This is a genomic window from Serratia fonticola (genome assembly GCF_001006005.1).
Lineage (GTDB): Bacteria > Pseudomonadota > Gammaproteobacteria > Enterobacterales > Enterobacteriaceae > Chania > Chania fonticola.
Genome location: NZ_CP011254.1, coordinates 2068192 through 2091988 on the forward strand (window position 1 = coordinate 2068192; position 23797 = coordinate 2091988).

General features: G+C 55.1%; 18 protein-coding genes. 15 read left to right on the forward strand and 3 right to left on the reverse strand.

The features are described from left to right. Positions 1-232: 232 nt before the first annotated feature. From hmsP to WN53_RS09170, 4 genes are all read left to right on the forward strand, one after another. Positions 233-2245 carry a biofilm formation regulator HmsP gene (gene hmsP / locus WN53_RS09155; RefSeq protein ID WP_024484195.1) on the forward strand — a complete coding sequence of 671 codons (2013 nt, stop codon included), beginning with the start codon at positions 233-235 and terminating at the stop codon, positions 2243-2245. Positions 2246-2385: 140 nt separating this feature from the next. After that, positions 2386-3765, forward strand: coding sequence for a DASS family sodium-coupled anion symporter (locus WN53_RS09160; RefSeq protein ID WP_024484194.1), 1380 nt, complete (start codon positions 2386-2388; stop codon positions 3763-3765). Positions 3766-4060: 295 nt separating this feature from the next. Then, positions 4061-5353 carry a dicarboxylate/amino acid:cation symporter gene (locus WN53_RS09165; RefSeq protein ID WP_024484193.1) on the forward strand — a complete coding sequence of 431 codons (1293 nt, stop codon included), beginning with the start codon at positions 4061-4063 and terminating at the stop codon, positions 5351-5353. A gap of 319 nt (positions 5354-5672) precedes the next feature. Beyond that, entirely contained in the window at positions 5673-7169 is a 1497-nt protein-coding gene (locus tag WN53_RS09170) for a M16 family metallopeptidase (RefSeq protein WP_024484192.1), read from the forward strand. A gap of 482 nt (positions 7170-7651) precedes the next feature. On the opposite strand, the gene ppiC is transcribed toward WN53_RS09170, so the two are convergent. After that, the gene (ppiC, locus tag WN53_RS09175) at positions 7652-7933 is read right to left on the reverse strand and encodes a peptidylprolyl isomerase PpiC (protein WP_021181563.1); all 282 of its coding nucleotides are present in this window, start codon (positions 7931-7933) and stop codon (positions 7652-7654) included. Between the two features lie 115 nt (positions 7934-8048). Here ppiC and rep point away from each other — a divergent pair, with 115 nt between their 5' ends. Continuing rightward, complete coding sequence (rep, locus tag WN53_RS09180; RefSeq protein ID WP_024484191.1) at positions 8049-10073, forward strand: DNA helicase Rep; 2025 nt, start codon at positions 8049-8051, stop codon at positions 10071-10073. A 15-nt stretch (positions 10074-10088) separates the two neighbouring features. Here the strand turns inward: rep and ppx are convergent, their stop codons facing one another. Together ppx and rhlB are read right to left on the reverse strand one after the other, a co-directional pair. After that, positions 10089-11582, reverse strand: a complete 1494-nt coding sequence (gene ppx, locus WN53_RS09185; RefSeq protein WP_024484190.1) for an exopolyphosphatase — start codon at positions 11580-11582, stop codon at positions 10089-10091. Positions 11583-11591: 9 nt separating this feature from the next. Further along, positions 11592-12881: an ATP-dependent RNA helicase RhlB gene (gene rhlB / locus WN53_RS09190; protein WP_024484189.1), complete on the reverse strand. Its 1290-nt coding sequence runs from the start codon at positions 12879-12881 to the stop codon at positions 11592-11594. A 131-nt stretch (positions 12882-13012) separates the two neighbouring features. On the opposite strand from rhlB, the gene trxA reads away from it, so the two are divergent. From trxA to rffA, 10 genes are all read left to right on the forward strand, one after another. After that, positions 13013-13339, forward strand: coding sequence for a thioredoxin TrxA (gene trxA, locus WN53_RS09195; protein ID WP_024484188.1), 327 nt, complete (start codon positions 13013-13015; stop codon positions 13337-13339). A gap of 447 nt (positions 13340-13786) precedes the next feature. Beyond that, complete coding sequence (gene rho / locus WN53_RS09200; RefSeq protein WP_021181558.1) at positions 13787-15046, forward strand: transcription termination factor Rho; 1260 nt, start codon at positions 13787-13789, stop codon at positions 15044-15046. Positions 15047-15324: 278 nt separating this feature from the next. Next, entirely contained in the window at positions 15325-16422 is a 1098-nt protein-coding gene (gene wecA / locus WN53_RS09205) for a UDP-N-acetylglucosamine--undecaprenyl-phosphate N-acetylglucosaminephosphotransferase (RefSeq protein WP_024484187.1), read from the forward strand. A 20-nt stretch (positions 16423-16442) separates the two neighbouring features. After that, entirely contained in the window at positions 16443-17495 is a 1053-nt protein-coding gene (gene wzzE, locus WN53_RS09210; RefSeq protein ID WP_037411855.1) for an ECA polysaccharide chain length modulation protein, read from the forward strand. Positions 17496-17581: 86 nt separating this feature from the next. Beyond that, on the forward strand, positions 17582-18712 hold the full coding sequence (gene wecB / locus WN53_RS09215) for a non-hydrolyzing UDP-N-acetylglucosamine 2-epimerase (RefSeq protein WP_024484185.1): 1131 nt from the start codon (positions 17582-17584) through the stop codon (positions 18710-18712). Continuing rightward, positions 18709-19971: a UDP-N-acetyl-D-mannosamine dehydrogenase gene (wecC, locus tag WN53_RS09220; RefSeq protein WP_024484184.1), complete on the forward strand. Its 1263-nt coding sequence runs from the start codon at positions 18709-18711 to the stop codon at positions 19969-19971. Before wecB ends, wecC begins: the two co-directional genes overlap by 4 nt. Then, a complete protein-coding gene (rffG, locus tag WN53_RS09225; RefSeq protein ID WP_037411850.1) occupies positions 19968-21035 on the forward strand; it encodes a dTDP-glucose 4,6-dehydratase in 1068 nt (355 codons plus the stop codon). Before wecC ends, rffG begins: the two co-directional genes overlap by 4 nt. Before the next feature lie 66 nt (positions 21036-21101). Next, positions 21102-21983, forward strand: coding sequence for a glucose-1-phosphate thymidylyltransferase RfbA (gene rfbA, locus WN53_RS09230; protein WP_024484182.1), 882 nt, complete (start codon positions 21102-21104; stop codon positions 21981-21983). Next, a complete protein-coding gene (gene rffC / locus WN53_RS09235; RefSeq protein ID WP_024484181.1) occupies positions 21961-22680 on the forward strand; it encodes a dTDP-4-amino-4,6-dideoxy-D-galactose acyltransferase in 720 nt (239 codons plus the stop codon). The genes rfbA and rffC overlap by 23 nt, the downstream gene beginning before the upstream one ends. After that, positions 22667-23797 carry a dTDP-4-amino-4,6-dideoxygalactose transaminase gene (gene rffA, locus WN53_RS09240; RefSeq protein ID WP_024484180.1) on the forward strand — a complete coding sequence of 377 codons (1131 nt, stop codon included), beginning with the start codon at positions 22667-22669 and terminating at the stop codon, positions 23795-23797. The genes rffC and rffA overlap by 14 nt, the downstream gene beginning before the upstream one ends.

The window sequence follows — 23797 nt, forward strand, 5'->3', positions numbered from 1 at the left end:
GCTTTTCCTGCTGCCACCAAGCGGTTGGTAAGGTAAACACGTGGGGCAATCGAGTATACTCAAGCCGCTTACCCAGCAAGCAATATTTCCCCTTACCCAGCCCCTCCTTGCAGGAACTGATACGGAGCTGCGGTCAGGCACAAGAGTTAGGTTTTAGCACATTCACTCCCTTCACCCTGTGGGAGAGGGTTAGGGTGAGGGGCGTCATTGATTAATCTAGGAGTGCAGGTTTTTGCGGGTCAGGCGTTCATTAACGATTAAGCAGATGGCGGCGGTGTCTGGTGTGGCACTGGTGACGATCTGTATCTTCATCGTGATCCAGCTATTCCACTTTGTGCAGCAGCGCAGAGATGACTATGCCCAGCAGTTGGAGAATGTGGCCCAGGCCGTGCGTCAGCCGCTGGCAGAAGCCGTGCTGCGGATGGATGTGCCGGAAACCAAACGCGTGCTCAACTCTCTGCAGCCGGTGGGGATCCTCACCCGAGCGGATATCGTCCTGCCTAACGAGTTTCAGGCGCTGCATGCCAATTTCCCGCCGGAACGCCCGGTCCCTGCGCTAGTGGCGCGTATCTTTGAGCTGCCGGTACAGATTTCGGTGCCGCTCTATTCGCTTGAACGGGTGCCTGCCAATCCTCAGCCGCTGGCCTACCTGGTGTTGCAGGCCGATTCGTACCGCATGTATCAGTTTATCCTCAGCACGCTATCGACCATGTTGTCGACCTATCTGCTGTTGGCGCTGATCCTGTCGATCGCCGTGAGCTGGTGCATGAACCGGCTGCTGGTTTATCCATTGCGAGCCATGGCGCGCGAACTGGAAAATGTCCCTCAGGAAGATCTCCCTTACCACCAACTGATGTTGCCAGCCCAACATCAGGACGATGAATTAGGCTTGCTGGTGCGCAATTACAATCGCAATCAGCAAACGCTGGCCAAGGCGCATACCGCCATGAGCCGCCTGAGTACCCATAACTCGATGACCGAATTACCCAATCCGGTGCTGTTTGCCGCGCTGCTTGAACAGCATATTGCTGCCAGTATGCGGCCACCGCGCTTTAATCTGTTGGTCGTGGGGATCGAAACCCTGCATGAGGCCTCCGGTGCGCTGAACCCATCCATGCGTGAAGCGCTGTTGCTGACGTTGGCGAAAAAGCTGCGTCAGGTTATCGGTGTGGACTGCGTGCTGGCACAGCTGAGCAATGCCGAGTTTGCCATCCTGGCGAAAAATATCGAGCAGCCCCTTCATGCCATGCAGTTGGCCAGAAGAGTGATGGCGGCCATCAATGCACCGCTGAATCTGCAACAGAAGATGCCGCTGCGGCCAAGCGCCAGTATCGGCATTGCCCATTATCCCAATTCGGGGGAAAGCGCGGAGCAACTGCTGCGTAGTGCCACCTCGGCCATGATGTCCGCGCATCGTGAGGGTAAAAATCAGATCCTGTTCTTCGAGCCTTGCCTGACCGAAAAAACTCAAAAGCGTCTGACGCAGGAAAGCGAGATCCTGCTGGCCATTGAGCAACGTCAGTTTGCGCTATTCCTGCAACCGCAGTGGGATATGCAAACCAATCAGGTGACCGGCGCGGAAGCTCTGCTGCGTTGGCAACTGCCCGACGGGCAGATTATTCTTCCGGCGGATGTGATCCCGCTGGCGGAGGAGTTGGACGTGATCGTGCCACTGGGTAACTGGGTGCTGGAAGAGTCATGCCGTATTCTGGCCGCGTGGCAATCCCAGGGCATCACGTTGCCGTTGGCGGTAAATATTTCGCCGATCCAGCTGCAGCATAAAGACTTTGTGCCTCAGTTGAAACGGCTGCTGGACGAGCACCAGATCGACCCGCATAAGCTGCTGTTGGAAATCACTGAGACGGTGCGTATCCACGACCTTGATGGGGCGTTGGAACTGCTACGGGAATTGCATGATTTAGGTGTGTCGATTGCCTTGGATGACTTTGGCATGGGCTATGCCAGCCTGAATTACCTCAATCGTCTGAAATCCCTGCCGATCGATCTGATTAAAATCGACAAAAGCTTTATTGATGGCCTGCCAGAGGACGATGCGATGGTGCGGATCGTCAGCTCGATTTCCGAGGTGCTTCATCTGCCGGTAATGGCGGAAGGGGTGGAAACCACGGCGCAGCGAGACTGGCTGTTACAGCACGGCATTCGCACTGGCCAGGGCTTCCTGTTTGCCAAGCCTTTACCCCGCAAGGAGTTTGAAGCGCAGTTTGCCTCCGTTGCCAAAGCGTGACCTCAGTGGAAAATCGGCAATGAAATTTGTTTCTAATGTGTTAATGTTCACATAAATCAGATCATTATCTCAACCGCAAAAGCCATTCCCTTTACTCTATCCGTAAATTCAGGATATTAGCAATAAAAGGGAACGACTCTATGGCTGACATACCGCTTAAATCTTCCACCTCATCACCCGCCACTCGCCGGGGCCTGTGTATCCTGGTGGTAGACCTGTTGCTGTTTGTAGTTCTACTGCAAACCCTGCCGTTTAGTGCCAAGGAGAATATGGGCCTGGCTCTGCTGGTGTTTATTGGCATTCTATGGCTTACCGAGGCCGTGCATGTCACCATTACCGCACTGCTGGTTCCCGTTATGGCGGTAGGTATGGGCATGATGAATGTGGATAAGGCGCTGGCTTCCTTTGCCAATCCCACCATTTTCCTGTTCTTTGGCGGTTTTGCGCTGGCCACTGCACTGCATATCCAGAAGATTGATCGGCTGATCGCCAACCGGCTGCTGTTGCTTGCTAAAGGCCGGATGCTGGTGGCTGCCCTGATGCTGTTTGGTGCCACTGCCCTACTTTCAATGTGGATCAGCAACACTGCCACTGCTGCCATGATGCTGCCATTGGCGATGGGTATTCTGAGTAATCTGGATCGCCAACGCGAGCATAACACTTACGTCTTTCTGCTATTGGGTATCGCCTACAGTGCCAGCATTGGCGGGCTGGGTACCATGGTTGGCAGCCCGCCCAATGCTATCGCGGCGGCTCAGCTGGGGCTGGATTTCATCGGATGGATGAAGTTTGGTGTGCCAGTGATGCTGGTATTGATGCCATTGATGGTGGCCACGCTGTACGTCATGTTGCGGCCAAGACTGAGTCATCGCTTTGAAATCACACTGGAAAGCTTCTCTTGGACGCCAGTGCGTCAGGTGACACTCGGTATTTTCCTGCTCACCGTAGTGTGCTGGATTTTCAGCAGCCATATCAGCGCGGCCCTAGGGGGATTGAAGCAGTTTGATACCGTGGTGGCGGTAGGTGCTGCGGTATTGATCGGTATCAGCGGGGTGGCCAGTTGGGCACAGATCCAGCAGAACACTGATTGGGGAGTGCTGATGCTGTTCGGCGGCGGGCTAACGCTGAGTGTGATCCTGAAAGATTCAGGAGCTAGCGCCGTGATGGCGCACGGTATGGCAACGCTGTTTGGTGCCAGCCACTGGTTTATCATCATTCTGGCCGTGGCGACTTTCATCATATTCCTGACAGAATTCACCAGCAATACCGCCAGCGCAGCGCTGCTGGTGCCGGTGTTTGCCACGGTTGCCGAGGCTTTGGGGATGCCTTCGGCATTGCTGACCATTGTGATTGGCATCGGGGCTTCCTGCGCCTTTATGCTGCCGGTGGCAACCCCGCCGAATGCCATCGTTTATGGCACCGGTGAAATACGGCAAAGTGAAATGGTTAAGGTTGGTTTCTGGCTGAACATAGTTTGTGTTCTGGTGGTGAGCCTGTTCGCCTGGTTTATCTGGCGTTAAGTTTTTATCCTCCCGCCTGGTACTTTTCTGGCGGGAGAGTTCGCTTTATTTCCCTGTCAAAAACTAGTTTCTACCGCTACCTATTCTGAGTTAATGCAAAGAAAAGCTTCCGTAACGCTGGAACTTGTACACTGACTGACGCGTTTCAGCTCTTAAATTCACACCAATAGGCCTGGATCCTACCAACAAGTTATTTCCATGTTGTTATGGGGGTGTTATTTTCCGCGCAAGCGATAAACAGGACGGACGAGTGATTGCCCGCCTGCCGCGTTGTCCCCCCCCAAAGGATGTGCTTATGAAAACAACTATATTTAAGAGCCTCTATTTTCAGGTGTTAACAGCGATTACGCTGGGGATCCTGCTTGGCCATTTCTACCCTGAACTCGGTGCCCAGATGAAACCCCTGGGCGATGGATTTGTTAAATTAATCAAAATGATTATCGCTCCGGTGATCTTCTGTACCGTGGTGACCGGCATCGCGGGCATGGAGAGCATGAAGGCCGTGGGCCGTACCGGGGCGATTGCCCTGCTGTACTTTGAAATCGTCAGTACCATTGCGTTGCTGATCGGCCTGGTGATCGTGAACGTGGTGCAACCCGGTGCCGGGATGAACGTCGATCCGGGAACGCTGGATGCTAAAGCGGTGGCGGTCTATGCCGAGAAGGCTTCTGAGCAGGGGCTCGTGCCTTTCCTGTTGGATATTATCCCGGGAAGCGTGGTGGGTGCCTTTGCCAGCGGCAACATCTTGCAGGTGCTGCTGTTTGCGGTGCTGTTCGGTTTTGCCCTGCATCGCCTGGGTGAGAAAGGCCAGGTGATCTTTAACGTCATCGACAGCTTCTCCCGCGTGATCTTCGGCATCATCAACATGATCATGCGCCTGGCACCGCTGGGGGCCTTTGGTGCCATGGCGTTCACTATCGGTAAATACGGTGTGGGCACCCTGCTGCAACTGGGCCAACTGATTGTCTGCTTCTATATCACCTGCTTACTGTTTGTGGTGGTGGTGTTGGGCTCGATTGCTCGCTACAACGGCTTCAGCATCTTTAAATTTATTCGCTATATCAAAGAAGAGCTGTTGATCGTACTGGGGACCTCGTCTTCCGAATCGGTGCTGCCACGCATGCTCGATAAAATGGAAAATCTGGGGTGCAAGAAATCGGTAGTGGGTCTGGTGATCCCGACGGGCTACTCGTTCAACCTTGACGGTACCTCGATCTATCTGACGATGGCGGCGGTGTTTATCGCCCAGGCAACCAACACCCATATGGACATCATGCATCAGGTGACCTTGTTGGTGGTGCTGCTGCTCTCCTCTAAAGGGGCGGCAGGGGTGACCGGCAGTGGCTTTATCGTACTGGCAGCGACCATTTCGGCGGTAGGGCATTTACCGCTGGCCGGTCTGGCCCTGATCCTCGGTATCGACCGCTTTATGTCCGAAGCCCGCGCCTTGACCAACCTGGTAGGTAACGGCGTGGCGACGGTAGTGGTGGCCAAATGGTGTAACCAACTGGATGAAAAGCAGCTGCAAGACGTGCTGAACAACAGAACTGATAAGGTTTCTACTGACAAACAGCTGCCTTCTGCCTAAGTTTTTTCCTGCCTTCAACATCGGCTGCCATGGCAGCCGATGTCATTTCCCCTTGCTTCTTGTTCATTTTTTCTCCATAACACCCTACAGCTATTATTTTTCACTGTGATGAGTGACATCCGCCAAGGCGCGCGGTCTAACAGAATGGTACACTTTGCGCTTTCCGCCCTACGGTGAAACTCAGGGTGTGATCGTTGCTGTGCCACGCACAGTTCAGGCCGTACTCGTCAACATCGTGGCGAGACGATGCCTTATATTCCAATGAACGGAATATCCGTATTTGCATAAAAAATTGGCTAGTCATTAAGTAGGGGTTCACATGCAGGGCACCAGAATTCGTCTTTTAGTGGGTGGGCTGCTGTTGGTTGCGGCCAACGGTAGCGTGCACGCTGAAGCACTACAACCTGATCCTGCCTGGCAGCAGGGGCAGCTGAATAACGGTTTTTCTTGGCAGATCCTTGATACACCACAGCGCCCGAGCGATCGCGTTGAGTTAAGGTTGATGGTCAATACCGGATCGCTGGTGGAATCTGCCCAGCAGATCGGTTTTGCCCATTTGCTGCCGCGTATTGCGATTACGCGCAGCGAGAGTTTTACCCAGCCGCAGCTACAGTCGCTGTGGCAACAGAGCGTGGACAGTGAACGGCCATTGCCGCCAGCCATCAGCTCTTATGATTTCACCATCTACAATCTGAGCCTGCCCAATAACCGCCCCGATCTGTTGAAAGAGGCGCTGGCCTGGCTGGCGGATACCACGGGTAAGCTGGCTATCGATGAGCCAACGGTAGAAGCGGTGATGAACTCCAATATGGATCCTATCGGTATCTTCCCGCCGGATCCCAAAGACAGCTGGTGGCGTTATCGCCTGAAAGGCTCAACGCTACTGGCACACGATCCGGGCCAACCGGTCAAGCGGCCGGTCAATATCGAACAGCTGCAGAAATTTTACCAGCAATGGTATACCCCGGACGTCATGACGTTGTACGTGGTGGGTAAAGTTGATAGCCGTAGCCTGACCGAACAGATCAACAAGGCGTTCTCGCCTCTCCAAGGCAAGCGCGAAGCGCCGGCAACCATGCCAACTCTGACTCCACTGCCGCCGCAGCCGGTCAGTCTGATCAGCGATCAGGTGAAGCAGGATACGCTGTCGATCATGTGGGATACGCCATGGCATCCGATTCGCGATTCGCAAAGCCTGAGCCGTTACTGGCGCAGTGATATGGCCCGTGAAGCCCTGTTCTGGCACATTCAGCAGGTGCTGCAAAAGAGCGAGCAGAAAAACATCAAGCTGGGCTTCGACTGCCGGGTGCAGTATCAACGCGCCCAGTGTGCGATCCATCTGAATTCACCGAATGATAATCTGAACAACGGCCTGGCCTTTATTGCCCGCGAATTGGCTAATGTGCGTAACAACGGCCTGTCTCAGGATGAGTTCAATGCCTTGCTGGCACAGAAAACCGATCAGTTGAGCAAACTGTTTGCCACCTATGCCCGCACCGACACCGATGTGCTGATGAGCCAGCGTCTGCGTTCACAGCAAAGTGGCGTGGTGGATATCGCTCCGGAGCAATACCAGAAGCTGCGTCAGGCCTTCTTGTCGTCGCTGACGCTGGAATCGCTTAATCAGGAACTGAAGCTGCAACTGTCGCAGGATGCCACCTTGGTGCTGTTACAGCCGAAGGGGGAGCCGGAGATGAATATGAAGCAGCTCCAGGAAACCTATAACGGCATCATGGCGCCAGCACCGGCCGTGGTGAGCGAAGAGCCAAAACCGGCGGATGCGGCTACCGCAGCACCGGAAGCCAGCGCACAGTAATCATTGCCCCTCACCCCAACCCTCTCCCACAGGGAGAGGGAGCTGCCCGGAGAGCCTAGTTAGGCCGTGCAGCTTCGGAGAGTTGGGAGTAAAAAGAAAGGCAGGTATTACGCAGAGAAATCAACGAAACCAAGGTGAGTCAGCTGGTGCTCAGAAGGAACACGACATTATCAGCCTAACTCGATCGGTCCCCTTGTATGTTTAAAGACACTTTAATTTAATTACCCATCCAAAGGCGGGTAGACTTTAACCGAGTTGTACCTGATGCCACAGCCCGTTTCTCCCACAGGGAGAGGGAGCTGCCCGGAGAGCCTAGTTAGGCCGTGCAGCTTCGGAGAGTTGGGAGTAAAAAGAAAGGCAGGTATTACGCAGAGAAATCAACGAAACCAAGGTGAGTCAGCCGGTGCTCAGAAGGAACACGACATTATCAGCCTAACTCGATCGGTCCCCTCTCCCTGTGGGAGAGGGTTAGGGTGAGGGGCCTAGTTGCGATACAGTACCTTGATGATGTGATAGCCGAACTGGGTTTTCACCGGGCCATAGGGCTTGAGCAACGGGATGCTGAACACTGCCTTATCGAAGGCAGCGACCATCGTCCCCTTGTTGAACTCACCCAGGGAGCCGCCGTTGCGTTTGGACGGGCAGCTCGAGTATTTGCGCGCCAGCGTATCAAAGCTGACGCCGCGCTTGAGTTTGGCCAACAGCTCGTTGGCTAGTGTTTCGTTATCCACCAGGATGTGTAGCGCGCTAGCGGTCTTTGCCATCTTAATAATCCAATCAGTCGTGCAGAATTTGCCGCCATTATACCTGTTAAATCTGTTTGGCGCTTTCTGCTACAATCCTTCTCCCCTGCACTCCAATATTGAGCAATAAAGCGCCATGCGATTAAACCCCAGCCAACAACAAGCCGTCGAATTCGTTACCGGGCCTTGCCTGGTACTGGCCGGTGCCGGTTCCGGCAAAACGCGTGTGATCACCAATAAAATCGCCCACCTGATCCACCAATGTGGCTATCAGGCCCGGCATATTGCCGCCGTAACCTTTACCAACAAGGCGGCGCGTGAGATGAAAGAGCGTGTGGCGCAAACCATGGGGCGCAAAGAGTCGCGTGGCCTGATGATCTCCACCTTCCATACGCTGGGGCTGGAAGTGATCAAACGCGAATATGCCGCGTTGGGGATGAAGTCCAACTTCTCGCTGTTTGACGATCAAGACCAGCTCGCGTTGTTGAAAGAACTGACCGAGAAGTGGCTGGAAAACGACAAGACTCTGGTGGCACAGCTGATCTCGACCATTTCCAACTGGAAGAACGATCTGGTGGATCCGCAGCGGGCAATGGGGCTGGCGCGCTCAGAGAAGGACAAGCTGTTCGCCCACTGCTACGGGCTGTATCACGACCATATGAGAGCCTGTAACGTACTGGATTTTGACGATCTGATCCTGCTGCCCACCTTGTTGCTACAGCGTAATGAGGAGGTGCGTGAGCGCTGGCAGAACCGTATCCGCTATCTGCTGGTGGATGAATATCAGGACACCAACACCAGCCAGTACGAACTGGTGAAACTGCTGGTGGGTAACCGCGCACGCTTTACCGTGGTGGGGGATGACGATCAGTCGATCTACTCCTGGCGCGGTGCGCGTCCGCAGAACCTGGTACTGCTAAAGGAAGATTTTCCGGCGTTGCAGGTGATCAAGCTTGAGCAGAACTACCGTTCCAGCGAACGTATTCTGAAGGCCGCCAATATCCTGATTGCCAACAACCCGCACGTCTTTGAAAAACGCCTGTTCTCCGAACTGGGCTACGGCGAAGAGTTGAAGGTGGTCACGGCCAACAATGAAGATCACGAGGCCGAGCGGGTGGTGGGGGAACTGATCGCCCATCACTTTGTGAAGAAAACCAATTACGGCGACTATGCGATCCTCTATCGCGGAAACCACCAGTCGCGTGTGTTTGAAAAAATGCTGATGCAGAACCGCATTCCGTACAAGATTTCTGGCGGCACGTCGTTCTTCTCGCGCCCGGAAATCAAGGATTTGCTGGCCTATCTGCGGGTTTTGACCAACCAGGAAGACGACAGCGCCTTCCTGCGTATCGTTAATACACCGAAGCGGGAAATCGGCCCGGCGACGCTGCAAAAGTTGGGAGAGTGGGCCAACCAGCGTAACAAGAGCCTGTTCCACGCCAGCTTCGATCTTGGACTGGGCCAGTATCTGACAGGCAGGGGGCTGGAGTCTTTACAGCGTTTCACCCATTGGATGGAAGGTATCATCCAGATGGTGGAGCGTGAGCCGGTGGCAGCGGTGCGCGATCTGATCCGCGGCATCGACTATGAAAGTTGGTTGTTTGAAACCTCGCCCAGCCCGAAAGCGGCCGAAATGCGCATGAAAAACGTCAACACGCTGTTTGGCTGGATGACCGAGATGCTGGAAGGCAGCGATCTGGACGAACCGATGACGCTGACCCAGGTGGTCACGCGCTTTACGTTGCGTGACATGATGGAGCGCGGCGAAAGCGATGAAGAGCTGGATCAGGTACAGCTGATGACTCTGCATGCTTCCAAGGGGCTGGAATTCCCCTATGTGTTCCTGGTGGGGATGGAAGAGGGGTTATTGCCGCATCAGAGCAGTATTGACGAGGATAATGTCGATGAAGAACGGCGTTTGGCCTATGTGGGGATCACCCGCGCCCAGAAGGAGCTGATTTTCACCCTGTGTCGCGAACGTCGCCAATACGGTGAGTTGGTGCGGCCTGAACCCAGCCGTTTCCTGCTGGAACTGCCGCAGGACGATCTGGCTTGGGAGACGGAACGCAAGGTGGTTAGCCCGCAGGAGCGGATGGAGAAAGGCCAAAGCCATTTGGCCAGCGTGAAGGCGATGTTGGCCAAGGCCAAGGGCGGTAGCTGAGGTTCGGGGCAGTTTTTAAGACTGCTCTTCCAAAAACAGCGGCCAGTGGGCATAGCTCTGCCAGTGACTTTCCTGATCCAGCGCCTCTGCGCGCAGCGGATGTCGCTCTAACCAGCCGTGCGGCAAAATCACATGCAACTCTTCATCGTTGGCACGCAGGCGTACCGCGGGCAGGGTATCGTCACGGCGGCGGCTGGCAAAGATGATGGCCAGACGCAACAGACGACACATGCGCTGTGCCACGCGAGGCGGCACGGCGTTTTGTTGGCTCAGTAGCGGCAGATCGAGGGCATTGCTCTGGTTTTGCAGCAGGGTGGCTAACAGTTTTTTCTGCGCCGGGGTAAAGCCGGGTAAATCAAGATGGCTGACCAGATAGGCGGCGTGTTGAGGAGCCTGTTTGAAATCGACGCTCAGGCCGATTTCGTGGATCAGGCAGGCCGCATGCAGTAGCTCACGACATCGCGTATCCAATTGCCATTCGTTGGTGGTTTGCAAACAGAAGTTCGCGGCCAACTGGCTGACGCGTTCGGCCTGCTCGATATCCAGCAGGTAACGGCGTTGCAGGTTACGTAACGTGCGGCTGCGGATATCCTGCTCGACCGGCAGATGCAGCATGCCATACACCAGCCCTTCGCGCAGAGCGCCACCGGCCAGCGTCATGCTTTCAATGCCTAACTCCTGGAAAATGGCCAGCAGTATCGACAGGCCGCTTGGGAACACCAAGGCACGTTCCAGCGTCAGCCCTTCGATTTCCAGCTCTTCCAGCTTGCCACACTGAATGGCGCGTTGTTTCAACTGCCGCAGTTTGGGCAGGGTAATACGTTCGTCCATCCCCTGCGCCACCATGATTTCCTGTAGCGCTTGCACGGTACCGGAGGCGCCGACGCAAATCTGCCAGCCATGTTGACGAAGTTGTGGGGCGATCGGCCGCACCATTTCACGCGCGGCCTGTTCGGCGGCTTCGAAGTTATCCCGCTCCAGATTACGATCGCTGAAGAACCGTTCGAGCCAGGTGACACAGCCCATCGAAAGGCTATACAGCTGCGCGGCCTGCGCCCCTGTACCTACGACCAACTCCGTGCTGCCACCCCCGATATCGACCACCAGACGCCGATCCGGGCCGCCTGTGGTATGGGCAACGCCGTGGTAAATCAGGCGGGCTTCTTCTTCGCCGCTGATGACCTGAACGGGGCAGCCAAGGATAGTTTCAGCGGTTTGCAGGAACTCGGCTGCGTTATTAGCCAGGCGCAGCGTTGCGGTGGCGACGACCCGAATTTGATCGCGCGGGATATCCTGCAGGCGTTCCGAGAACAGCCGCAGACATTGCCAGCCGCGCTGCATGGCTTCCTGTGACAGGTGATTGTGCTGATCCAGCCCGGCCGCCAGGCGCACTTTGCGCTTGATGCGAGCCAGCGTCTGGATACTGCCAGCCACCTCACGTACCACCAACATATGGAAACTGTTGGAACCCAGATCGATGGCGGCATAGAGGGTGCTGGAACCTGGCATAGTCGTCTATTAGCCCGAACGTTTACGGTTGTTACGTGGCGCACCACCACGACGTGGCGCGGAAGAGTTACGGCGTGGGCCGTTGTTGCCACGTGGGCGCACCAGGCGCTTCGGTGCTGGCAGATCGCTCAGCAGCGCATCGCTGTTGTACTTGCTCACAGGAATGCTGTGGCCGGTATAAGTCTCGATGGCGGGCAGGTTAAGCGCGTACTCTTCACAGGCCAGGCTGATGGAGTGACCGCTTTCGCCCGCGCGGCCAGTACGGCCAATGCGGTGCACGTAGTCTTCGCAGTCGTCCGGCAGATCGTAGTTGAAGACGTGAGTCACCAACGGGATATGCAGGCCGCGTGCGGCGACATCGGTGGCGACCAGGATATCCAGGTTACCCTTGGTGAAGTCGTCCAGAATACGCAGGCGTTTTTTCTGCGCCACGTCGCCGGTCAGCAGGCCTACGCGGTGACCGTCGGCAGCCAGATGGCCCCAGATGTCTTCACAGCGGTGCTTGGTGTTGGCGAAGATGATGCAGCGGTCCGGCCACTCTTCCTCGATCAGCGTCTGCAGCAGGCGCATTTTTTCTTCGTTGGAAGGGTAGAACAGCTCTTCCTGAATGCGGTGGCCGGTTTTCTGTTCCGGTTCAACTTCCACATATTCGGCATTGTTCATTTGCTCAAAGGCCAGCTCGCGTACGCGATAGGACAGGGTGGCAGAGAACAACATGTTCAGGCGTTGATCGACCGCAGGCATACGGCGGAACAGCCAGCGGATATCTTTGATAAAGCCCAGATCGTACATGCGGTCGGCTTCATCGAGCACCACAACCTGGATAGCACCCAGATCGATATAATTTTGTTTGGCGTAGTCGATTAAACGGCCGGTGGTCCCCACCAGAATATCTACGCCGCTTTCCAGCACTTTCAGCTGTTTGTCATAGCCATCGCCGCCGTAGGCCAGGCCAAGCTTCAACCCGGTAGACTGCGACAGAGCTTCTGCATCGGAATGGATCTGCACCGCCAGTTCACGCGTAGGCGCCATGATCAAGGCGCGCGGCTGGTTGGTCTGGCGACCTTCTTTCGCCGGGTGGGACAGCAAATAGTGAAAAGTAGACGCTAAAAATGCCAGCGTCTTTCCGGTACCGGTTTGCGCCTGACCTGCAACGTCGCGCCCACTGAGGGTGAGCGGCAATGCTAACGCCTGGATGGGCGTGCAGTTGTGAAACCCTTTTTTCTCAAGGGCTTCAAGGACTAACGGGTGCAGGGCGAAGTCGGAAAACTTCTGTTCGGTCAAGTGTGTTTTGCTCATAGTGTGGTAGAATATCAGCTAACTATTGCTTTACGAAAGCATATCCGTTGAAATAAAAGCGGTGAAATAAAATCACCTGAGTTGGTTTGATGCTACACCAACAAGGTAGACCCAATCCTGTGGAGTAGAACATGAGCGATAAAATTATTCACCTGACTGACGACAGCTTCGATTCCGATGTGCTGAAAGCCGAAGGGCCAATCCTGGTCGATTTCTGGGCTGAATGGTGTGGTCCGTGCAAGATGATTGCTCCGATCCTCGACGAGATTGCCGAAGAGTTCGCCGGCAAGCTGACCATTACCAAACTGAACATCGATCAAAACCCGGCTACCGCGCCTAAATACGGCATCCGCGGTATCCCGACGCTGTTGTTGTTCAAGAACGGTGAAGTGGCAGCGACCAAGGTCGGCGCGCTGTCCAAGGGCCAGCTCAAAGAGTTCCTGGACGCGAATCTGTAATTAGGGCGGGAAGCCCCGTGACGGGCGTCTGGAGGGGGATTTTCATTCACCGCTAGACGCCTGCCAAGAAGCGTGTTAAGTTTAACCATACTGCATTCTGAACTTGCCATAAGTATTAAATCTAAAGAGTCTGAATCTAAGCATTACTCTACGTTGAACCATCGGCACTAGCATTTTACTGTGAACCGAGCCCGTGTTTTGACGATCAAGCGGTTTTACAAAAAAATCAGTTTTAAGGCACCTTCGATCTTAAACCGTCAGCGTGTGCGCCCCAGCTAAGCCATTTCTTACTGCGGCAGCCCAGCAGCCCGGCGATCGAACGTCCAGTAACAGGCACGCATACCCTATGAATTTCACGTTGTAGCTTGAAAGGTAATGGGTATAACACGCTGCCATACCATTCACGATACTAGTTCGAGACACACCCCGAGTTTAAGAACCCCCACTATGAATCTTACCGAATTAAAGAATACGCCGGTTTCTGAGCTGATTACTCTCGGCGAAAATATGGGGCTGGAAAACCTGGCCCGCCTGCGCAAACAGGACATTATCTTCTCTATACTCAAGCAACATGCGAAAAGCGGAGAAGATATCTTCGGTGATGGCGTGCTGGAGATATTGCAGGATGGATTTGGTTTCCTCCGTTCCGGAGACAGTTCCTACCTCGCAGGCCCCGACGATATCTACGTTTCTCCCAGCCAAATCCGCCGCTTCAACCTCCGCACAGGTGACACCATTTCCGGTAAGATTCGTCCGCCAAAAGAAGGCGAGCGCTATTTTGCCCTGTTGAAAGTTAACGAAGTCAACTACGACAAACCGGAAAACGCCCGTAACAAGATCCTGTTCGAAAACCTGACGCCGCTGCACGCCAACTCACGTTTGCGTATGGAGCGCGGCAACGGCTCTACCGAAGATCTGACGGCTCGCGTACTGGATCTGGCAGCGCCAATCGGTCGTGGCCAGCGTGGCCTGATTGTGGCACCGCCGAAAGCCGGTAAAACCATGCTGCTGCAAAACATTGCGCAGAGCATCGCATACAACCATCCAGACTGCGTGCTGATGGTGTTGCTGATCGACGAACGTCCGGAAGAAGTGACCGAGATGCAACGTCTGGTAAAAGGCGAAGTGATCGCCTCTACCTTTGACGAACCCGCATCCCGCCACGTACAGGTTGCCGAAATGGTGATCGAGAAGGCCAAGCGCCTGGTCGAACACAAAAAAGACGTGATCATCCTGCTGGACTCCATCACCCGTCTGGCGCGTGCCTACAACACCGTAGTACCTGCCTCAGGCAAAGTGCTGACCGGTGGTGTGGATGCCAACGCCCTGCATCGTCCGAAGCGTTTCTTCGGTGCGGCTCGTAACGTTGAGGAAGGCGGCAGCCTGACCATCATCGCTACCGCACTGGTCGATACCGGTTCGAAGATGGACGAAGTGATCTACGAAGAGTTTAAAGGTACGGGTAACATGGAACTGCATCTGGCGCGTAAAATCGCCGAGAAGCGCGTGTTCCCAGCTATCGATTACAACCGTTCCGGTACGCGTAAAGAAGAGTTGCTCACCACCTCTGAAGAACTGCAGAAGATGTGGATCCTGCGCAAGATCATTCACCCAATGGGCGAGATCGACGCGATGGAGTTCCTCATTAACAAGTTGGCGATGACCAAAACCAACGATGAATTCTTCGACATGATGAAACGCTCATAAATAAGTAAAATATTCGAGGAACGCCACGCCTAGTCGTGGCGTTTTTTGCTTTTGGCGGATACGATAAGTAACAGTAAAGGAAAGTAAGTTATTCTTGTGACTTATTGAGAACTTATCTTATTTGCGCCTGTTTTTTGCGTTAATGCGTTGAAGCAAGACACGTTTTGGGCATTGATAAGTGTCTATGTCATAGGAAATGACTGAAAGGTCGCTTGGTCATGTGGCGCGGTTTTTTACCCATGTTAAGCTGCCTCATCTTCTTCAGAGATTTGTTAACCGTGAACTTACTCACTATGAGTACTGAAATTCTTTTTGTTTTTCTGTTTTCTCTGGCTTTTTTATTTGTTGCTCGCAAGGCAGCAAAACCTATTGGTTTGGTTGATAAGCCTAATTACCGCAAACGTCATCAGGGGCTGATCCCGTTGGTGGGTGGGATTTCTGTTTACGCTGGCATCTGCTTTGCCTTCCTGATCACCGACCAGACGATTGCGCACAGCAAACTCTATCTCACCTGCGCCGGTGTCCTGGTATTCGTCGGGGCGCTGGACGATCGCTTTGATATCAGCGTCAAGATCCGCGCCACCATTCAGGCACTGGTCGGCATCGCCATGATGGTGTTTGCCGGCCTTTATCTGCGCAGCCTCGGCTATGTGTTTGGTGGCTGGGAAATGCAGTTGGGGCCGTTTGGCTATTTGGTGACGCTGTTTGCCGTTTGGGCGGCGATTAACGCCTTTAACATGGTCGACGGTATCGACGGCCTGCTCGGCGGTCTCTCCTGCGTGTCGTTCGGCGCGATGGGGATCCTGCTGTATCAAGGCGGCCATAGCGAGCTTGCCTTCTGGTGCTTCGCGATGCTGGCGGCCATTGTTCCCTACATTCTGCTCAACCTCGGCATCCTTGGCCGTCGCTATAAGGTCTTTATGGGCGACGCCGGCAGTACGCTGATCGGTTTTACCGCCATCTGGCTGCTGGTGCAAAGCTCGCAAGGGCCAAACCATCCGATCAAACCGGTCACCGCGCTGTGGATTATCGCCATCCCGCTGATGGATATGATTGCCATCATGTATCGCCGTCTGCGTAAGGGCATGAGCCCGTTCTCGCCAGACCGTCAACACATCCACCATTTGATTATGCGAGCGGGCTTTACGCCTCGTCAGGCTTTTGTGCTCATCACCTTGGCCGCAGCGCTGTTGGCGGCGGTTGGCGTGATAGGCGAACGTCTGACTTTCATACCTGAATGGGTTATGTTGGCATTATTCTTGCTTGCATTCTTCTTGTATGGCTATTGCATTAAACGTGCATGGCGGGTCGCGCGTTATATCAAACGTCTCAAGCGCCGCCTGCGGAATGCAACGAACAATAAGCAAGTACCTTAACCTGAGGCTTTAGGGCAGTGATGAATCCTGAAACAACGTCTGACAAGAATACCCCGGTGGTCGATAACGAACTCGATATCCGCGGTCTATGCTGCACCCTGTGGCGCGGCAAAAAATGGATTATCGGTTTCGCGGTGTTGTTTGCTGCCGTTGCGCTGATCGTTTCCTACCTGGTGAAACAGGAGTGGAGCGCCACGGCGATCACCGATAAGCCAACGGTGAATGCGCTGGGGGGATATTACTCTCAGCAGCAGTTCCTGCGTAACCTGGATCAGCGGACGCTGCCTGCGGTTGCCAGCGATCAGCCAGGCATCGCCGATGAAGCCTATAATGAATTTATCATGCAGTTGGCCGCCTATGACACGCGCCGTGATTTCTGGCTGCAAAGCGATTACTACAAGCAGCGCCAGGAAGGGGATGCCCGTGCCGATGCGGCGTTGCTTGATGACCTGATTAACAATATCCAGTTCACGCCGCGTGACGACAAAAAAGTGCTGAATGACAGCGTGAAACTGACCGCCGAGACTGCGCCAGACTCCAACCATCTGCTGCGTCAGTATGTTGCCTTTGCCAGCCACCGTGCGGCGCAGCATCTGAATGAAGAGATCCAGGGAGCCTGGTCGGCGCGTACCACCTCGATGAGTGCACAGGTCAAACGCCAGGAAGCAGTGGCCGATGCGGTTTATCAGCGTGAGCTCAAGACCGTGCAGCAGGCGCTGAAAATCGCCGAGCAGCAGGGGATTAGCCGTACGCAGACCGATACGCCAGCCGAACAACTGCCAGACTCCGATCTGTTCCTGCTGGGTAAACCCATGCTGCAGGCGCGCCTGGAAGGTTTACAGGCTTCCGGCCCGGCTTACGATGTGAGTTACGATCAGAACCGGGCCATGCTGGCAACCTTGAACGTCGGCCCGACGTTGGATGCCAAATTCCAGACCTACCGCTATTTACGTACGCCGGAAGAGCCGGTGAAACGTGATAGCCCACGCCGGGTATTCTGGCTGATTATGTGGGGCGCAATCGGTGGCCTGATTGGTGCGGGCGTTGCCTTGGTACGCCGGCCACGTAGTTAATTAATAATATAATAATTTCGCTGTTGGGCACCGAGTGCCCAACTTTGCAGGTTCGCCTGCACTTCACCGACCAAAAGAGATTCGCTGTGAAAGTGTTGACTGTTTTTGGCACCAGACCGGAAGCCATCAAAATGGCACCTCTGGTACATGCTCTGGCTCAGGATGATGCCTTTGAGTCAAGAGTCTGCGTTACGGCACAGCATCGCGAGATGCTGGATCAGGTACTGCGTTTGTTTGAAATCGTACCGGATTACGACCTGAATATTATGAAACCGGGCCAGGGGCTGAGTGAAATCACCTGCCGCATTCTGGAAGGGATCAAAGGCGTACTGGAGGACTTCAAGCCGGACGTGGTGTTGGTTCACGGTGACACAACGACCACCATGGCGACCAGCCTGGCGGCGTTTTATCAGCGTATCCCGGTGGGGCATGTGGAAGCGGGTCTGCGTACCGGTAATCTCTATTCTCCGTGGCCTGAAGAGGCCAACCGCAAGTTGACGGGGCATTTGGCGATGTATCACTTCTCGCCAACCGAAAATTCACGGCAGAACCTGTTACGTGAATCGCTGCGGGACGACCATATTTTCGTCACCGGCAACACCGTGATCGATGCATTGCTGTGGGTGCGCGACCGCATCATGCACAACCCAGAGCTGCGCAGCAGCCTTGACCAGCGTTATCCTTTCCTGGATGCCAACAAAAAGCTGATCCTGGTGACTGGGCACCGCCGCGAAAGCTTCGGCGGTGGGTTCGAGCGCATCTGTAGCGCCTTGGCCGAGATTGCCCTTCAGCATCCTGAAGTGCAGGTGGTCTATCCGGTGCACCTCAATCCGAACGTCAGCGAGCCGGTCAACCGTATTTTGAAGGGGATCGATAACATCATTCTGATCGATCCGCAGGATTACCTGCCGTTTGTCTATCTGATGACGCGATCTTATCTGATCCTGACCGACTCGGGCGGCATTCAGGAAGAGGCGCCATCGCTGGGTAAACCGGTGTTGGTGATGCGTGATACCACCGAGCGGCCAGAAGCGGTCGATGCCGGTACGGTACAGCTGGTGGGAACGGACGTAGCTAAAATTGTTGATGCGGTAACCCGGTTATTGACAGACGAAGGCGAATACCACGCCATGAGCCGGGCGCATAACCCATACGGTGACGGGCATGCCTGCCAACGTATCCTCGAAGCTTTAAAGAATCATCAGGTGACACTATGAGTTTTAACACTATTTCAGTTATTGGCCTGGGTTATATCGGTTTGCCAACGGCGGCGGCGTTTGCTTCCCGCAAGAAAAAAGTGGTGGGCGTAGATGTTAACCAGCACGCGGTAGATACCATTAACCGCGGTGCCATCCACATCGTCGAACCTGATTTGGATCGCGTGGTAAAAGAAGCGGTAGAAGGCGGTTATCTGCAGGCGGTGACGAAACCGCTGGCGGCCGATGCGTTCCTGATCGCCGTACCAACGCCGTTCAAAGGGGATCACGAACCCGATCTGGCCTATGTTGAAGCCGCTGCCAAGTCATTGGCACCGGTACTGAAAAAGGGCGACCTGGTGATCCTGGAGTCTACTTCACCGGTGGGCGCTACCGAGCAGATGGCACTCTGGCTGGCAGAGGCGCGTAGCGATCTGAGCTTCCCGCAGGATGCCGGTGAGCAGGCCGACGTGAACATTGCCTACTGTCCTGAGCGCGTGTTGCCCGGGCAGGTGATGGTTGAGCTGATCCAGAATGACCGCGTGATTGGCGGGATGACGCCAAAATGCTCCGAGCGCGCCAGCGCGCTGTACAAGATTTTCCTCGAAGGTGAGTGTGTGATCACCAACTCGCGCACCGCCGAGATGTGCAAACTGACGGAAAATAGCTTCCGCGACGTTAACATCGCGTTTGCCAACGAGCTTTCGCTGATCTGTGCCGAGCAGGGTATTAACGTGTGGGAACTGATCCGTCTGGCTAACCGCCATCCGCGCGTCAACATTCTGCAACCTGGTCCTGGCGTGGGCGGGCACTGTATCGCCGTTGACCCTTGGTTCATCGTGGCGCAGAACCCGCAGCAGGCTCGTCTGATCCATACTGCGCGCCTGGTCAACGACGGCAAACCGCTCTGGGTGGTCGATCAAGTCAAGGCAGCTGTGGCAGATTGCCTGGCGGCTACTAACAAGCGCGCTTCTGAAGTGAAAATTGCCTGCTTCGGTCTGGCGTTCAAACCTAATATCGACGACCTGCGTGAGAGCCCGGCGGTTGAAGTAGCCCACCTGATTGCCGATTGGCATGTAGGTGAAACCCTGGCGGTCGAGCCTAACGTTGAGCAATTGCCGAAGTCACTGGCGGGCCACGTTACGCTGAAAAAACTGCCTGAAGCCCTACAGCAGGCGGATGTGATCGTGATGCTGGTCGATCATAAAGAATTCAAGGCCATCAGGCCGGAAGAGATTAAGCAGTCCTGGATCGTGGACACCAAAGGAGTCTGGCGTTGAAACGTATTTTGGTCACCGGCGGGGCCGGATTTATCGGCTCTGCCGTGGTAAGACATATCATCGAGGGGACCCGCGATAGCGTGGTGGTGGTTGATAAGCTCACCTATGCCGGTAACCTGGAGTCGCTGGCGGGCGTGGCGGACAACGAGCGCTATGCTTTCGAGCAGGTTGATATCTGCGACCGTGCCGCTTTGGACCGCGTATTTGCGCAGTACCAGCCGGATTTCGTGATGCACCTGGCAGCAGAAAGCCACGTTGACCGCTCGATTGACGGCCCGGCTGCCTTTATCGAAACCAACATCGTGGGCACTTACACCATGCTGGAGGCTGCCCGCCATTATTGGCAGGCTCTTGAGGCAGAGAAAAAGCAGGCTTTCCGCTTCCATCATATTTCTACTGATGAAGTGTATGGCGACCTGCACGGCACCGACGATCTGTTTACCGAAACCACGCCTTACGCGCCAAGCAGCCCGTATTCTGCCTCCAAAGCATCGAGCGACCACCTGGTGCGCGCCTGGCTGCGTACCTACGGCTTCCCTACCGTCGTGACCAACTGCTCCAACAACTACGGCCCTTACCACTTCCCAGAGAAGCTGGTGCCGCTGGTGATCCTTAATGCCATCTCCGGCAAACCGCTGCCGGTCTACGGCGACGGTGCGCAGGTGCGTGACTGGCTGTTTGTAGAAGACCATGCGCGGGCGTTATATCAGGTGGTGACAGAAGGTGTGATAGGGGAGACCTATAACATCGGCGGCCACAACGAGCGCAAAAACATCGAAGTGGTACAGACCATCTGCGATCTGCTGGAAGAGCTGGCACCGAACAAACCGCAGGGCGTGGCGAAATATCGCGATCTGATCACCTACGTCAAAGATCGCCCAGGCCACGATATGCGCTATGCCATCGATGCGGGCAAAATTGAACGTGAACTGGGTTGGCGCCCACAGGAAACCTTTGAAAGCGGCATCCGCAAGACGGTTTCCTGGTATCTGAACAATGAAACCTGGTGGCGCCGCGTGCAAGACGGTTCCTATGCAGGCGAGCGTTTAGGGCTAAACCAATAATCCTATCTAGGTAAACGCACGGAAGGCTATAAGCGCCGTGCGGCTAGCGGAAGTTCAGGAGTCATGATGAAAGGTATTATTCTAGCCGGCGGGTCGGGGACGCGTTTACACCCGATCACTCGCGGCGTCTCCAAGCAGTTGCTGCCCATTTACGATAAACCGATGATTTACTATCCGCTCTCGGTGCTGATGCTGGCCGGGATCCGCGATATTCTGATTATCTCTACGCCTGAAGATCTGCCCTCGTTTCGCCGTTTGCTGGGCAGCGGTGAAGAGTTTGGCATCAACCTCAGCTACGCCGAACAACCGAGCCCGGACGGGTTGGCACAGGCCTTCCTGATCGGCGAAGAGTTTATCGGCGGCGAGCCGTGCTGCCTGGTGCTGGGCGATAATATCTACTTCGGCCAGGGCTTCAGCCCGAAACTGAAAAGCGTGGTTCAGGATCTGAAAGGTGCCACGGTATTCGGTTACCAGGTCATGGACCCAGAGCGTTTTGGCGTAGTGGAGTTCGACGATAACTTCCGCGCGCTGTCGATTGAAGAAAAGCCGCTTAAGCCGAAGTCCAACTGGGCGGTCACCGGTCTCTATTTCTATGACAACCAGGTGGTGGATTTCGCCAAGCAGGTGAAGCCTTCCGAACGCGGCGAGCTGGAAATCACCAGTATCAACCAGATGTATCTGGAGCGTGGCGAACTGAGCGTCGAGCTGCTGGGGCGTGGTTTTGCCTGGCTCGATACCGGCACCCACGACAGCCTGATCGAAGCCAGTACCTTTGTGCAGACGGTAGAGAAGCGCCAGGGGTTCAAGATTGCCTGTCTGGAAGAGATCGCCTGGCGTAACGGCTGGCTGGATGATGACGGCGTAAGACGCTCGGCGCAGGCGTTAGCCAAAACCGGCTATGGCAAATACTTACTGGATTTACTGCATGTCCGTCCACGCCAATATTGAGCCTTTGGGCTGGGAAAGCGAGTATTTCCAACTCACTAGCGCCAAACTGCATTTTGACGATGCGGCTCCTGCGCTTACGGTAGCTGAACTGGATGCGTTTGCGCTGGTTCAGGCCAAGATCCCGGCCCAGCGGCTGGACTTGGCCGATGGTTTGGCTGGCGAGGGATTTCGGCTGGTTGAGGGCGAAGTGGACTTTGCCCTGGCAATTGGCACAGATTGTGCATTGAATTTACCGGCCATGCGCATCGCCCAGCCTGAAGATATTCCACTGTTGCGCTCGGTGGCGGCCAAGGTTTTTGCCGCCAGCCGTTTTCGCGCGCCTTGGTATCAGCCGCAGGACAGCGGGCGTTTTTACGCCACCTGGATTGAAAAAGCGGTGCAGGGGACGTTTGACCATCAGTGCCTGCTTGTGCTGGGCAGCGATGGGGAGCCAGAAGGGTTTGTCAGCCTGCGTGATATCGGCCAGCAAGAGGCGCGTATCGGCCTGCTGGCGGCATTCCCAGGTGTACAAGGTAAAGGGACCGGTTCTCGGCTGATGACCGCCGCGATCGCCTGGTGCCAGCAGCAACGGCTGCAGCGCCTGCGGATCGCGACTCAGATAAGTAATATTGCCGCGTTACGGCTCTATCAACGGCACGGTGCCACCCTAGAAAGCACCGCGTATTGGTTCTATAGAGGTTTACATGATCCCATTTAACGCTCCACCGGTTGTTGGCACGGAACTCGATTATATGCAGGCTGCGATGAGCAGCGGCAAACTCTGTGGTGACGGTGGTTTTACCCGTCGCTGCCAGCAGTGGATGGAACAGCATTTCGGCTGTCCGAAAGTGCTGCTGACGCCGTCTTGCACCGCGTCACTGGAAATGGCCGCCATCCTGCTGGATATCCAGCCGGGTGATGAAGTGATCATGCCGAGCTACACCTTCGTATCCACCGCTAACGCCTTTGTGCTGCGCGGGGCGGTGATGGTGTTTGTCGATCTGCGTCCAGACACCATGAACATCGATGAAACCAAGATTGAAGCGGCGATCACCGATAAAACCCGTGCCATCGTGCCGGTGCATTACGCTGGCGTAGCCTGCGAAATGGACACCATCATGGCGTTGGCGAAGAAGTACAACCTGATGGTGGTAGAAGATGCTGCGCAGGGCGTGATGTCGACCTATAAAGGCAAAGCCTTGGGGACCATCGGCCATATCGGCTGCTTCAGCTTCCATGAGACCAAAAACTACACCGCTGGCGGTGAAGGTGGCGCGACGCTGATTAACGACCCGGCCCTGATCGATCGTGCCGAAGTGATCCGTGAAAAAGGCACCAACCGCAGCCAGTTCTTCCGTGGTCAGGTGGACAAATATACCTGGCGCGATATTGGTTCCAGCTATCTGATGTCAGATCTGCAAGCCGCTTATCTGTGGGCGCAGCTGGAAGCCGCCGAAACGATCAACCAGCGCCGCCTGAAGCTGTGGCAGAACTATTACGATGCATTGAAACCGTTGGCGGCTGCGGGGCGTATCGCCTTGCCGGTCATTCCGGCCAACTGCGTGCATAACGCCCATATGTTCTACATCAAGCTGAAAGACGTGCAGGATCGCACCGCGTTTATCGACTACCTGAAAGAAGCCGAAATCATGTCGGTGTTCCACTACATCCCACTGCACGCCTGCCCGGCGGGTGAGAAGTTTGGCCGTTTCTCCGGCGAAGATCGCTTCACCACCAAAGAGAGCGAGCGCCTGGTGCGTCTGCCGCTGTTCTTTAACATGTCAGACGTCAATCAACGTACGGTAATCAATACCATCCTGAGCTTCCTCGCCTGA

Bases quoted from the DNA above. Each gene is read 5' to 3' on its own strand.
- WN53_RS09160 (WP_024484194.1), top strand. From the start codon at position 2,386: ATGGCTGACATACCGCTTAAATCTTCCACCTCATCACCCGCCACTCGC.
- WN53_RS09165 (WP_024484193.1), top strand. From the start codon at position 4,061: ATGAAAACAACTATATTTAAGAGCCTCTATTTTCAGGTGTTAACAGCG.
- WN53_RS09170 (WP_024484192.1), top strand. From the start codon at position 5,673: ATGCAGGGCACCAGAATTCGTCTTTTAGTGGGTGGGCTGCTGTTGGTT.
- ppiC (WP_021181563.1), bottom strand. From the start codon at position 7,933: ATGGCAAAGACCGCTAGCGCGCTACACATCCTGGTGGATAACGAAACA.
- rep (WP_024484191.1), top strand. From the start codon at position 8,049: ATGCGATTAAACCCCAGCCAACAACAAGCCGTCGAATTCGTTACCGGG.
- ppx (WP_024484190.1), bottom strand. From the start codon at position 11,582: ATGCCAGGTTCCAGCACCCTCTATGCCGCCATCGATCTGGGTTCCAAC.
- rhlB (WP_024484189.1), bottom strand. From the start codon at position 12,881: ATGAGCAAAACACACTTGACCGAACAGAAGTTTTCCGACTTCGCCCTG.
- trxA (WP_024484188.1), top strand. From the start codon at position 13,013: ATGAGCGATAAAATTATTCACCTGACTGACGACAGCTTCGATTCCGAT.
- rho (WP_021181558.1), top strand. From the start codon at position 13,787: ATGAATCTTACCGAATTAAAGAATACGCCGGTTTCTGAGCTGATTACT.
- wzzE (WP_037411855.1), top strand. From the start codon at position 16,443: ATGAATCCTGAAACAACGTCTGACAAGAATACCCCGGTGGTCGATAAC.
- wecC (WP_024484184.1), top strand. From the start codon at position 18,709: ATGAGTTTTAACACTATTTCAGTTATTGGCCTGGGTTATATCGGTTTG.
- rfbA (WP_024484182.1), top strand. From the start codon at position 21,102: ATGAAAGGTATTATTCTAGCCGGCGGGTCGGGGACGCGTTTACACCCG.
- rffC (WP_024484181.1), top strand. From the start codon at position 21,961: ATGTCCGTCCACGCCAATATTGAGCCTTTGGGCTGGGAAAGCGAGTAT.
- rffA (WP_024484180.1), top strand. From the start codon at position 22,667: ATGATCCCATTTAACGCTCCACCGGTTGTTGGCACGGAACTCGATTAT.